The 12,878-nt window shown below is 51.9% G+C and carries 15 protein-coding genes; 1 reads left to right on the forward strand and 14 read right to left on the reverse strand.

Annotated features, from left to right (window positions below; all coding sequences use genetic code 11):
- Nucleotides 1-62: 62 nt before the first annotated feature.
- The 13 genes from SK35_RS15290 to yceD form a co-directional block, all read right to left on the reverse strand.
- Nucleotides 63-860 (reverse strand): metal-dependent hydrolase, encoded by a 798-nt coding sequence (locus SK35_RS15290; RefSeq protein ID WP_048214455.1) that lies wholly within the window; start codon nt 858-860, stop codon nt 63-65.
- Nucleotides 861-870: 10 nt separating this feature from the next.
- Nucleotides 871-1,875 (reverse strand): DNA polymerase III subunit delta', encoded by a 1,005-nt coding sequence (gene holB / locus SK35_RS15295; RefSeq protein ID WP_048214456.1) that lies wholly within the window; start codon nt 1,873-1,875, stop codon nt 871-873.
- Nucleotides 1,872-2,513, reverse strand: a complete 642-nt coding sequence (gene tmk / locus SK35_RS15300; protein WP_048214457.1) for a dTMP kinase — start codon at nt 2,511-2,513, stop codon at nt 1,872-1,874. Before tmk ends, holB begins: the two co-directional genes overlap by 4 nt.
- The gene (yceG, locus tag SK35_RS15305) at nt 2,503-3,525 is read right to left on the reverse strand and encodes a cell division protein YceG (RefSeq protein ID WP_048214458.1); all 1,023 of its coding nucleotides are present in this window, start codon (nt 3,523-3,525) and stop codon (nt 2,503-2,505) included. Before yceG ends, tmk begins: the two co-directional genes overlap by 11 nt.
- 2 nt (nt 3,526-3,527) lie before the next feature.
- Complete coding sequence (pabC, locus tag SK35_RS15310) at nt 3,528-4,337, reverse strand: aminodeoxychorismate lyase (protein ID WP_048214459.1); 810 nt, start codon at nt 4,335-4,337, stop codon at nt 3,528-3,530.
- 135 nt (nt 4,338-4,472) lie between these two features.
- The gene (fabF, locus tag SK35_RS15315) at nt 4,473-5,714 is read right to left on the reverse strand and encodes a beta-ketoacyl-ACP synthase II (RefSeq protein WP_003036260.1); all 1,242 of its coding nucleotides are present in this window, start codon (nt 5,712-5,714) and stop codon (nt 4,473-4,475) included.
- Between the two features lie 85 nt (nt 5,715-5,799).
- On the reverse strand, nt 5,800-6,036 hold the full coding sequence (gene acpP, locus SK35_RS15320) for an acyl carrier protein (protein WP_000103754.1): 237 nt from the start codon (nt 6,034-6,036) through the stop codon (nt 5,800-5,802).
- Between the two features lie 154 nt (nt 6,037-6,190).
- Nucleotides 6,191-6,925: a 3-oxoacyl-ACP reductase FabG gene (gene fabG / locus SK35_RS15325; protein ID WP_003036255.1), complete on the reverse strand. Its 735-nt coding sequence runs from the start codon at nt 6,923-6,925 to the stop codon at nt 6,191-6,193.
- Nucleotides 6,926-6,937: 12 nt separating this feature from the next.
- Entirely contained in the window at nt 6,938-7,867 is a 930-nt protein-coding gene (gene fabD, locus SK35_RS15330) for an ACP S-malonyltransferase (protein WP_048214460.1), read from the reverse strand.
- A 15-nt stretch (nt 7,868-7,882) separates the two neighbouring features.
- Entirely contained in the window at nt 7,883-8,836 is a 954-nt protein-coding gene (gene fabH / locus SK35_RS15335; protein WP_003832181.1) for a beta-ketoacyl-ACP synthase III, read from the reverse strand.
- Nucleotides 8,837-8,913: 77 nt separating this feature from the next.
- Nucleotides 8,914-9,993: a phosphate acyltransferase PlsX gene (plsX, locus tag SK35_RS15340; RefSeq protein WP_071846967.1), complete on the reverse strand. Its 1,080-nt coding sequence runs from the start codon at nt 9,991-9,993 to the stop codon at nt 8,914-8,916.
- Nucleotides 9,994-10,116: 123 nt separating this feature from the next.
- A complete protein-coding gene (rpmF, locus tag SK35_RS15345) occupies nt 10,117-10,290 on the reverse strand; it encodes a 50S ribosomal protein L32 (protein WP_003036242.1) in 174 nt (57 codons plus the stop codon).
- Between the two features lie 16 nt (nt 10,291-10,306).
- Nucleotides 10,307-10,828, reverse strand: a complete 522-nt coding sequence (gene yceD / locus SK35_RS15350) for a 23S rRNA accumulation protein YceD (protein WP_003036239.1) — start codon at nt 10,826-10,828, stop codon at nt 10,307-10,309.
- A 197-nt stretch (nt 10,829-11,025) separates the two neighbouring features.
- Here yceD and SK35_RS15355 point away from each other — a divergent pair, with 197 nt between their 5' ends.
- Complete coding sequence (locus tag SK35_RS15355) at nt 11,026-11,610, forward strand: Maf family protein (protein WP_048214461.1); 585 nt, start codon at nt 11,026-11,028, stop codon at nt 11,608-11,610.
- A gap of 82 nt (nt 11,611-11,692) precedes the next feature.
- On the opposite strand, the gene rluC is transcribed toward SK35_RS15355, so the two are convergent.
- Nucleotides 11,693-12,646 (reverse strand): 23S rRNA pseudouridine(955/2504/2580) synthase RluC, encoded by a 954-nt coding sequence (gene rluC / locus SK35_RS15360; protein ID WP_003036228.1) that lies wholly within the window; start codon nt 12,644-12,646, stop codon nt 11,693-11,695.
- Nucleotides 12,647-12,878: the final 232 nt, after the last annotated feature.

Raw genomic sequence — 12,878 nt, forward strand, 5'->3', positions numbered from 1 at the left:
CATTTTGTGGCGGTGAACTTTACTCGCATTAGTGATTAATTACGAGCTTTAAAAAAAGTCAGTTAACGAACAGATTGCAGGCGAGAAGCGTCGATGTGAAACAGGCGGGCAAAGTTATCAGTGGTTGCCTGCGCCAGTTCTTCAACGGCAACACCTTTCACTACGGCCAAGTACTCTGCAACGTCACGAGTCATGGCGGGCTGGTTCTCTTTTCCACGATGCGGTACAGGCGCAAGGTAGGGAGAATCCGTCTCGACCAATAACCGGTCCAGAGGAACATAGCGGGCGGCATCACGGAGCTGCTCTGCATTTCGGAACGTGACGATGCCGGAAAACGAGATATAGAATCCAAGGTCCAGTAATTTGCCCGCCGTTTCTCTGTCCTCTGTAAAACAGTGTAGTACGCCGCCACAATCCGTCACTTTTTCTTCGCGCAGAATAGACAGCGTATCGGCTCGCGCATCGCGGGTATGCACGATAACCGGCTTCTGTAACTCACGGCCGATCTGAATATGGTGGATAAAAGATTCCTGCTGGCGCACCTTTGTTTCCGGCGTGTAAAAATAGTCCAGCCCGGTTTCTCCCATCGCCACAACCCCCTCTTCAGCGGCAAAACGACGCAGGTCCTCAACATCATAGGTTTCATCCTGATTTAACGGATGCACGCCGCAGGAGAAAACCACATTGTCACGCTCACCGACCAGTTCGCGCATACTGCGATATCCTGGCAGGGTGGTCGCGACGGCAAGACAGAACTTCACATCACGTGCGGCCGCTTTCGCCAGCACGTCATCCACGTCCTTATGCAGAGATTGATAATCCAGGCCATCAAGATGGCAGTGTGAGTCGACTAAAAACATAATGTCTCTCTCAAAGATGGGGAACAGGCAGTACGGTGCCTGGTTGCAGGTAATGCTCAATACGAAGAATAAGATCGGTTAACACCAGCTCACGGTTTACGCCTGTTACGTTCAGCAGTTGCTGACGACAATGACAAACGTCACCGAGTATCGCCTGTATCTGGGCAACGGATAACCGTTCTGCGATAAAAGATATCAGGTCCAGCGCATCAGGATTCGTTAAATGGGAAACCCCATACGGACGTTTCAACGCATCCGTCAACAACGTTGCCAGCCAGTGTAAACGGGCGGCAGCCTGATCGTGGTTTAACGCCGCGAGCAAGATATACCAGTCGCCTGCATTTAATGTGTTCCCCAGTGCCGCACAAAAATCTGTGCGGTGCGCCCAGCTTTCAGCCTGTAACAACGTAAGTGCCGCGCCAGGCGAACCTGCGCTCAGGCGCAACGCGCTAAGCAGCGCTTCTGACGACGCAGTCACCTCACGAGCAAGCCAGGAGATCGCATACGACTCAGCCGGTGGCGCAAGATGATGTAACCGGCAACGACTGCGTAATGTCGCCAGCAAGCGAGCTGGCTCTGTGCTGGCGAGGAAAAACCAGGTTTGTGCCGGGGGTTCTTCCAGCGTTTTCAGCAAGGCGTTGGCGGCGGCATCGGTTAACTGGGCAGCATCCGGGATCCACACGACCTTCGCACCGCCGAGACGCGAATGCTCGTACAGCTTTTCACTGACTTCGCGTACCGCATCAACCCCCAGCGTGCTTTTGCCTTTTTCCGGCAGCAACGAATAGTAGTCAGGGTGCGTCCCCGCCTGCATTAGCTGACAGCCGCGGCACTGTCCGCAGCTTTTATGCCCTTCCGGCTGCTGGCACATTAAATAGCGGCTGAGGGCGTAAATCAGCGCGTCGTCGCCCATTCCGGGTAACGCCTGAATCAGTAACGCATGGTGACCACGACCCGTCTGGTAGCTGGCTACCAGTTTTTCAAAATCCGGTCGTAACCATGGGTACCATTTCATGCGCCCTGCTCCTTCACCCATTGGGTGATGGTATGACGGATATCAGCCATCACAGCCTCCAACGGCTGCGTAGCGTCTATAGTACGAATGCTGGCGTCTTTGGCAGCCAGCTCAAGATAGCGCGCGCGAGTACGATTAAAGAAGTCGAAAGATTCCTGCTCAATACGATCCAGCTCGCCGCGGGCACGGGCACGCTTCAACCCGACTTCTGGCGTCACATCCAGATAAATCGTCAGGTCCGGGCGAAAATCACCAAGCACCGCATCGCGCAGGGTTGCCAGCATATTTTGATCGATACCGCGTCCGCCGCCCTGATACGCCTGGGTCGACAGATCGTGACGATCGCCAATTACCCACGCGCCTTTCGCCAGTGCAGGTTTAATAACGGTTTCGACCAACTGTACACGCGCCGCGTAAAACATCAGAACTTCGGCTTTGTCGGTAATGACCTCGTCACCGACCGATTTAATATCCAGCACCAGACTTCTTAGTTTCTCAGCCAGCTGCGTTCCACCAGGTTCGCGGGTGAAAACCATGTCACGAATACCGAGTTGCTCAAGTGTCTCCACCACCACGTTACGCGCGGTGGTTTTTCCGGCGCCTTCCAGGCCTTCAATGACGATATAGTTACTGCCCATTTTTTTCCTTAAGCACTTTCAGGTAATCCTGCACGGACCGGTTATGGCTGGCAAGATTGGTGTTAAACGTGTGGCCGCCTTTACCGTCAGCCACAAAATAGAGATACGGCGTTTTTGCCGGATGCGCCGCGGCCTGCAATGAAGCCTCTCCCGGCATGGCAATCGGGCCAGGCGGCAGTCCCGTAATGGTATAGGTGTTATAGGCGGTCGGGGTGTCTAAATCCACACGCGACAATTTGCCATTATACCGTGTACCCATCCCGTAAATCACGGTCGGATCGGTTTGTAAACGCATACCGATACGTAAGCGGTTAATAAAGACCGAAGCCACCTGGTCGCGCTCGCTGGCAACCGCAGTTTCTTTTTCAATAATAGAAGCCATGGTTACCAGCTGATTTTTGTCCTGATAAGGCAGGCCATTAGCGCGCCCCTCCCAGACAGTATCCACCGCTTTAACCATTTTCTGATGCGCGCGTTTTAGCAACGCTACGTCAGTAGTATTGGCGGTATACATCCAGGTATCTGGCCAGAACCAGCCTTCTACCCGTTGCGGGTTTTCCAGCTTAAGTGCCTCGGCCACGGTCTCATAGCTATCGTCGCTTAACGTATGTTTGATATACGGGGCATCACGCAGCTGTTTGAGGTAATCGCTCAGGCGCATCCCTTCAACCAGACGTAACGGGAACTGCGCCTCTTTGCCGCTTTCCAGCAGTTGCAGCATGTCCCGCACCGTCATGTCAGGCGTGAAGCGATATGTTCCGGCCTTAAAATGCGACAGCTCGGGCTCCACACGCAGCAGCCACTGGAACACGCGCGGACGATTGATAACTTTGTCTGCATACAGCTGTTCGCCGAGAGCCAGACGGCCCGTCCCCGCTTTCAGCGTAAAAATCGTTTCTTCTTTAATCAATAATTTGCTGTCCGCCAGATGGCGAACTTTCCACATTCCCACTCCAGCGGCAATGCCCAGCACAACCAGCAATAACAGGACAACAAGTAACAGTTTTTTCATGGCTAATTCGGGTGCTCACAAAGTGGGGCTAAATAATCGAATAACAAACGTGAAGACAACAACGTGTCGCCACAGGCACGCACGGGAATAATGGGCATTAACGCGTTACAGACGACGATTTCATCAGCCTGCATTATCTCCTCCAACCCGGCATACACTTCGACAATACTGAATGGCGATTGTGCCAGCATCCGGATACAGAATTGTCGCATAATACCGTTCACTCCGGCCTGGTCCAGCCGGGGCGTGTAAACCACATCGCCTTTACGCCAGAACAAATTAGCCGCACAGCATTCCGTAACCCATCCCTCGCTGTCAAGAACCAGCGCTTCATCGGCGTCCGTCTGTTCAAGATGAGAGCGAATCAACACCTGCTCCAGTCGATTCAGGTGTTTAAGCCCGGCAAGCAGTGGATTACGTCCCAGCCGCACTGGGCTTAGCGCCAGCGTAATGCCTTCTTGCCGCCAACGATCGTAATGATCGGGCCAGGCTGAAACGGAGAGGATGCGTGTGGCACTATGACAATTTTTGCCACTGTAACCCCGGCCTCCACTGCCACGGCTGATAATCACCTTCAACACACCGCGTACGTGCCCTTTCGCCAGCATTTTCATTTCATTTTGCAGCTCGGACCAATCTTCAAAAGAGATCAGCAGTTTTTGGCAAGCGTCTTGTAAACGCTCAAGATGCGCTGCAAAGAGAGGGATTTCACCGTCGATAATACAGGCAGTGGTAAAACAGCCATCACCAAACTGGGTCGCTCGATCGCTTGCGGCCAGCATATCTTGCTCGCAGCCATTAATTAAGAACATGGTGGCTCCTTATTTCTGGTCCGCTAGTTTGGCAGGATGAGTAACACAGGACAAGGGCGGAAAACCGAATAAAAAAAGGCCCGACAAGCGGACCTTTTCAATTTGCTATCGATGCTAGCGCATCACCTGACGGACTTAAATCTTTTTAAAGATCAAAGAGCCGTTGGTACCACCGAAGCCAAAGGAGTTACACAGCGCATACTCCAGACCACTAACCTGACGCGCTTCGTGAGGTACGAAGTCCAGGTCACAACCTTCATCCGGGTTATCCAGGTTGATGGTTGGCGGAATAGCCTGATCGCGCAACGCCAGGATAGAGAAAATTGACTCTACCGCGCCCGCCGCACCCAACAGGTGTCCGGTCATGGATTTAGTGGAGCTTACCATTACACGGCTTGCCGCATCGCCAAAGACAGATTTCACTGCCTGGGTTTCCGCTTTATCGCCCGCTGGGGTGGACGTACCATGTGCGTTGACATAGCCAATCTGACCCGCTTCGATAGCCGCATCGCGCAGTGCGTTGACCATTGCCAGCGCAGCGCCTGCACCGTTTTCCGGTGGCGACGTCATGTGGTAAGCATCGCTGCTCATACCGAAACCAACGACTTCAGCATAGATTTTTGCACCGCGCGCTTTCGCATGCTCGTACTCTTCCAGTACCACCATGCCAGCACCGTCGCCCAGCACAAAGCCGTCACGCTCTTTGTCCCATGGGCGGCTTGCCGCTTGCGGATTATCATTACGCGTAGACAGTGCACGTGCCGCGCCAAAGCCACCCACACCCAACGGCGTACTGGCTTTTTCAGCACCACCCGCAACCATCGCGTCTGCGTCGCCGTATGCAATGATACGTGCGGCATGACCGATGTTATGCACGCCTGAAGTACAGGCTGTCGCGATGGAGATGCTTGGCCCTTGCAGGCCGTACATGATGGTCAGGTGACCAGCCACCATGTTAACAATCGTCGACGGAACGAAGAACGGGCTGATCTTACGCGGTCCACCGTTTACCAGTGAGGTATGGTTTTCTTCGATAAGACCGAGACCGCCAATACCAGAGCCGATAGCGGCGCCAATACGATGAGCGTTCTCTTCCGTAATTTCGAGGCCAGAATCCTGCATGGCCTGAACGCCAGCGACAATTCCATATTGAATGAAGGCATCCATCTTGCGCTGTTCTTTGCGCGAGATAATGTCTTCACAGTTAAAATCCTTTACTAAGCCAGCAAATTTCGTTGCATAGGCGCTAGTATCGAAATGGTCGATCAGGCTGATGCCACTCTGACCGGCAAGGAGAGCTTTCCAGGTAGACTCTACGGTATTGCCGACAGGAGACAACATGCCCAGTCCGGTCACAACTACACGACGCTTAGACACGGTTGTCCTCCAGGGAGGGAAAATAATTCAAGTGGGATAAAAAGATAAAACTCAGGCGGTCGAATGACCGCCTGGAGATGTTCACTTACGCCTGGTGGCCGTTGATGTAATCAATGGCAGCCTGAACGGTAGTGATTTTCTCAGCTTCTTCGTCCGGAATCTCAGTATCAAACTCTTCTTCCAGAGCCATTACCAGCTCAACGGTGTCAAGAGAATCTGCGCCCAGGTCTTCAACGAAGGAAGCATTGTTGGTTACTTCTTCCTGCTTAACGCCCAGCTGTTCGCCGATAATTTTCTTAACGCGTTCTTCGATAGTGCTCATACTCTTAAATTTCCTATCAAAACTCGCTTTCGCGATGGTTTTCGTAGTGTATAAAATGTTGAAAAATTTGCAACTAAATCCCGGCAGGTCTTACCACGATTTTACGTTATTTTGAGGCCAAGACCTACAATAACGCAAATATTTTTCATCGTGGTTAAACCATGTACATCCCGCCGTTGACGTGCAAAGTCTCACCTGTGATGTAACTTGCTTCGTCAGAAGCTAAAAATGCAACCGCACTGGCGATTTCCTGAGCGCCACCGAGGCGACCCGCAGGAACCTGCGCCAGAATACCCGCACGCTGATCATCAGACAGCGCACGCGTCATGTCCGTTTCAATAAAGCCCGGAGCAACAACGTTTACAGTAATGCCACGAGACGCAACTTCGCGCGCCAGTGATTTACTGAAGCCGATCAGACCCGCTTTCGCCGCAGCGTAGTTAGCCTGACCCGCATTTCCCATGGTACCAACCACAGAACCGATAGTGATAATACGCCCATGACGCTTTTTCATCATAGCTCGCATTACCGCTTTTGACAGACGGAAAACAGATGACAGGTTGGTTTCGATGATATCGTTCCACTCGTCATCTTTCATGCGCATTAACAGGTTATCACGAGTAATCCCGGCATTATTGACCAGGATATCGACTTCACCAAATTCTGCGCGAATATTTTCCAGAACAGATTCGATAGATGCCGGATCGGTCACATTCAACATCAGACCTTTACCATTTGCACCTAAGTAATCGCTAATGGCCTGCGCGCCGCTTTCGCTGGTAGCAGTACCGATAACTTTCGCGCCACGGGCAACAAGTGTCTCAGCAATTGCGCGGCCAATGCCACGGCTTGCACCGGTAACCAGCGCGATTTTTCCTTCAAAACTCATGGTCTTCCTCTTTTATTGCTCTAGCGCCGCAGACAATGCCGCCGGCTCATTCAGTGCCGAAGCAGTCAGGGTGTCAACAATACGTTTCGTCAGGCCGGTCAGAACTTTACCCGGACCGACTTCATACAGGTGCTCTACGCCCTGGGATGCCATAAATTCAACGGTTTTAGTCCACTGAACCGGGCTATACAGCTGACGAACCAGCGCATCGCGAATTGCGTCTGCCGTGGTCTCGCACTTCACGTCGACGTTGTTCACAACCGGAACAGTCGGCGCGTTAAAGGTGATTTTCTGCAGCTCAACGGCCAGTTTCTCAGCGGCAGGCTTCATCAGCGCGCAGTGAGAAGGAACGCTGACCGGCAGCGGCAGCGCACGCTTAGCGCCCGCGGCTTTACAGGCAGCACCAGCACGTTCTACGGCTTCTTTATGCCCGGCAATAACCACCTGACCCGGTGAGTTAAAGTTTACCGGTGAAACCACCTGGCCTTCGGCAGACTCTTCGCACGCTTTAGCGATAGCGGCATCGTCCAGACCGATAATAGCAGACATGCCGCCAGTGCCTTCCGGAACCGCTTCCTGCATGTATTTGCCACGCAGTTCAACCAGACGTACGGCATCGGCAAAACTGATAACACCCGCACATACCAGCGCAGAATATTCGCCCAGGCTGTGACCCGCCATCAGCGCAGGTGTTTTACCCCCCTGCTGCTGCCATACGCGATAAAGCGCAACGGATGCGGTCAACAGCGCGGGCTGCGTCTGCCAGGTTTTATTCAGTTCTTCAGCCGGACCTTGCTGAGTCAACGCCCACAGATCATAGCCCAGTGCAGCTGATGCTTCAGCAAATGTTTCTTCAACAATTGGGTAGTTTGCTGCCATTTCAGACAACATCCCAACGGTCTGGGAACCCTGCCCCGGAAACACAAATGCAAATTGCGTCATGTTTAAATCCTTATACTAGAAACGAACCAGCGCGGAGCCCCAGGTGAATCCACCCCCGAAGGCTTCAAGCAATATCAACTGCCCAGCTTTAATACGCCCGTCGCGGACGGCTTCGTCCAGCGCGCACGGTACGGAGGCAGCAGAGGTATTACCATGTCTGTCGAGCGTCACGACAACATTATCCATCGACATACCCAGCTTTTTAGCTGTCGCGCTGATAATGCGCAGGTTAGCCTGATGCGGCACCAGCCAGTCCAGCGCAGAACGGTCAAGATTATTGGCTTCCAGCGTTTCATCAACGATGTGCGCAAGCTCGGTCACCGCGACTTTAAATACTTCGTTACCCGCCATCGTCAGGTGGATCGGGTTTTCCGGGTTCACGCGATCGGCGTTAGGCAGCGTCAACAGTTCGCCGTAGCGACCGTCAGCGTGCAGATGCGTGGAGAGAATGCCTGGCTCTTCTGATGCGCTCAGTACAACCGCACCAGCCCCATCACCGAAAATAATGATCGTTCCGCGATCGGTTGGATCGCAGGTACGGGCCAGGACATCGGAGCCAACGACCAGAGCATGCTTAACTGCGCCAGATTTAACGTACTGGTCGGCAACGCTCAGGGCGTAAGTGAAGCCAGCACAAGCGGCTGCAACGTCAAACGCTGGACAGCCTTTGATCCCCAGCATACTTTGGATCTGGCACGCCGCGCTTGGAAATGCGTGAGTGGATGATGTGGTAGCAACCACAATCAGACCAATTTGTTCTTTGTCGATGCCCGCCATTTCAATCGCACGGTTTGCGGCGGCAAAGCCCATCGTCGCAACTGTTTCATTTGGCGCTGCAATATGGCGTTCACGGATACCTGTACGAGTGACGATCCACTCATCAGACGTCTCAACCATTTTTTCCAAATCGGCGTTAGTACGCACTTGTTCAGGCAGATAGCTGCCAGTACCAATAATCTTCGTATACATGTACGCTCAGTCACTTTTTGGTTATATACCGCTACGAGCAAATCGCTGATACGTTGGCCACATTCACAAACGCACCGTTATCTGTGTGCTCGTGATTTTGCGCTTTCGCCACCGTCCAGCAGTTCGAATCCAGCTGGGTATACAGATTCCAGGCGAGCGGCAATTCGCTGAGGAACTTGTCGCTGCACCGCCTGCACTGCCTGTTCAATCGCGACTTCAAATGCTCGCTGATTGGCCGCACCATGACTCTTAATCACCGTGCCGCGCAATCCTAACAGACAGGCGCCATTATACTGGTCGGGGTTGAGGTGACTAAATCGCCTTGTCAGGCTTTTTTGTAACCAACGTTTTAATAACAGAAGCCACCACGACCGTTTTTTGCCCTCACCCTGAGATTTCAGCAGTGAAAGGAACATTCTGACAACACCTTCCATCGTCTTTAATGTGACATTACCTGTAAAACCGTCACAGACCAACACATCGGTTTTGCCAGTCAGTAACTCATTGGCTTCAAGATAGCCGATATAATTAATGGAAGGGATTGTTTTTAGCACAGCTGAAGCATCTCGAATACTGTCGAGACCTTTCGTTTCTTCTTCGCCGATGTTGAGTAACGCTACGCGAGGATTGGCAATGCCAACAACCTCTTCTGCCAGCACGGAACCCATGACGGCAAATTGCACCAACATCGTGCTATCACAATCTACGTTGGCGCCCAAATCCAGCACCACCGTTTTGCCCTTTTGCTGATGGGGTAACACCGTCACCAACGCAGGACGCTCAATCCCCTCAAGAGGTTTGAGCAATAACTTCGCAAGTCCCATGAGTGCGCCCGTATTACCGGCGCTGACACAAGCTTGTGCCTGACCTTCTTTCACGAGCTCCAGGGCAACACGCATTGAGCTTCCACGACTGGCGCGAATAGCTTGCGAGGGCCGGGCATCACTGGCAATAACTGACTGAGCAGGGATAATCTGCAGACGCGAACGTTGTTCGAAGTCAGCTTTGGCAAGTAATGGCGTGATTGTATCGGGATCCCCGACTAAAAGAAGTGTGAGTTGCGAATTAGAATTCAGTGCCTGCAATGCTGCAGGCACTGTCACGGTAGGGCCAAAATCTCCCCCCATGACATCTAACGCCAGGGTTAGACGTGTCAAGGTATCGTCGCTGCCCGGTTAGGTGTTTCCCCAGTTACCCGGGGAAAGCCTCACTAAGCTTCATCACGCGTTCACTCTTTGTCTTTCTCACCAGAAGTGGGAAAGCCATTGAGTCATGCGTGATTACTTAGCGATTACCTTACGGCCACGGTAGAAACCGTCGGCAGTGATGTGGTGACGCAGGTGTTGTTCACCAGAAGTTTTGTCTACAGACAGGCTGGTGACTGCGGTCAGAGCGTCATGAGAACGACGCATGCCACGTTTGGAACGGGTTGGTTTATTCTGTTGTACGGCCATGGACCTTACTCCTCAATTACTTACGCTTTAAGCTGGCTAATACGGCAAATGGGTTTGGTTTTTGCGCTTCATCAGGCAATTCGCCAAAGACCATGTCCGCCTCGGACACTTCACAGTGTTCAGAATCATGCACCGGAACTACCGGCAAGGAGAGGATAATCTCATCTTCAACCATTGCAAGCAGATCGATTTCACCGAATTCGTTAACCTCAATCGGCTCATACGCTTCCGGGAGTGCTTCAGCCTGCTCGTCAGAACGGACAGGACTAAAACAATATGTTGTGTGAACATGAAGTGGGAACGGTTTCCCGCAACGCTGACATTCGAGCGTAACCGATACCTTCGCATCACCGGTTATAACGGCGAGACGCTGGTTATCGATAGCGAACGACATGGAGCATTCCACATCACTGTCCACACTGACTACAGAATCGGCGACGCGCTCAACCAGATCAGAAGTATAGATACCTTCATAATCGAGGCGTTTTTGAGCCGTACGAACCGGATCAAGAGTCAGGGGTAATTTTACCTTTTGCATAGGGCGCGCATATTAACTTTGTAACGTCATATAGTCAAAGAAAAAGGCAGCCTGTGGTTGCCTTTTGCCAATAATTCGCACACATTGCGGGTCATCGACTTAAAATCACTCAAGACAAGCCACTACAGCCAGCTTGTAGGTCGAAGTCCATAGTTTAAAATGGCTCTCATCAATACGCTATATGCGAGGGAAAAAATATGCCTCAACTTATTCTTGCTTCTACCTCCCCCTGGCGTCGCGCTTTACTCGAAAAACTGGCAATCCCGTTTGAATGCGCTGCGCCAGAGGTTGATGAAACGCCGTTGCCCGGCGAAGCACCACGCCATTTAGTCTTGCGACTGGCGCAGAAAAAAGCGCAATCTATCGCCCACCGTTACCCATCGCATCTGATTATTGGCTCCGATCAAATTTGTGTTCTTGATGGTGAAATAACCGGCAAACCATTAACTGAAGAAAATGCGCGCCAACAATTACTCAAAGCCCGTGGCAATATTGTGACGTTTTACACCGGACTGGCTCTGTATAATTCTGCGACCGGACATTTACAAACCGAAGTAGAACCTTTTGACGTGCATTTCCGTCATTTAAGCGAGGCGGAAATTGATGATTATCTGCGCAAAGAGCGCCCGCTCCATTGTGCAGGTAGCTTCAAAAGTGAAGGGTTAGGTATTGCACTCTTTGAACGCCTGGAGGGTCGTGACCCAAATACCCTGATCGGTTTGCCGCTTATCGCGTTGTGTCAAATGCTGCGGCGGGAAGAGATGAACCCGTTGAATGCCTGATTGATCTGCCTGATGGCGACGCGATGCGTCTTATCAGGCCTACGATGCATCACACGATTGTAGGCCTGATAAGCAACGCGCATCAGGCTTTACTGCGTAAAACCTCGAGGCAGCGCTTCAATTGCTTATCCATCGGCGCCTCAATACGCATCACTTCACCCGTTCCCGGATGGGTAAATTTCAACGCTGCGGCGTGCAGGAAAAGTCGATTCAACCCCGTATCCGCCAGTTGCTTATCGAACTCACGGTCACCGTAGCGATCGTCAAAAGCAATTGGATGACCGGCATACTGGGTATGCACACGAATCTGGTGCGTACGTCCGGTCACCGGGCTACAGCGCACAAGCGTGGCAAACGCATAGCGCTCTTCCACTTTAAAACGTGTTTCTGACGGTTTGCCTTCCTGGTTCACCCGCACGATACGCTCGCCACTTTGCAGAATGTTCTTTAACAGCGGCGCCTGCACGGTTTTGACATGCGACTGCCATTGGCCTCGAACCAGCGCGAGATAGTCTTTCTGCATGCCTTTTTCACGCAGTTGTTCATGCAATGAACGCAAGGCTGAGCGTTTTTTGGCAACCAACAGCACGCCGGAGGTATCCCGGTCGAGGCGATGCACCAGTTCAAGGAAACGCGCTTCCGGGCGCAGTGCTCGTAATCCTTCAATGACGCCAAAGCTTAACCCGCTTCCGCCATGTACGGCCGTACCTGAAGGTTTGTTAAGCACCAGAATGTGGTCATCTTCATATAAAATGACGTCGGTCAGCGCCGCGACCTTTTGCAGGTTCGGTGAAATGGCCTCTTCTTCACGTTCAGCGACACGCACAGGTGGAATACGCACAATATCCCCGTCTTCGAGTTTGTACTCGGGTTTAATGCGTTTTTTATTCACCCGCACTTCGCCTTTACGCAAAATGCGATAAATCATACTTTTCGGCACGCCCTTAAGCTGGGTGCGCAAAAAGTTATCGATGCGTTGCCCTGCTTCGTCGGCAGTAATGGCAACTGTTTTTACGGCTGGAGTCTCTGTTTTCATGGGGGCCGATTTTAAATAGCCATCAAGATTCGCGCCACACATTTTTCTATGCTTATATTAACTGCTATACCCTATTACTTAAGTTTGACATAGCCGATTTGGTGGTTATTAAAGCAATCACTACGCGGAAGTGAAAAAACTGTGAGTAACCGGGTGATAAATGGCAAAAGTCATCTTGCTATAACAAGGTTAGCAGTGGAATAATGAGGTTGTTTCCGTGTTGAATCTTGTT

The organism is Citrobacter sp. MGH105 (assembly GCF_001037485.2).
Lineage (GTDB): Bacteria > Pseudomonadota > Gammaproteobacteria > Enterobacterales > Enterobacteriaceae > Citrobacter > Citrobacter portucalensis.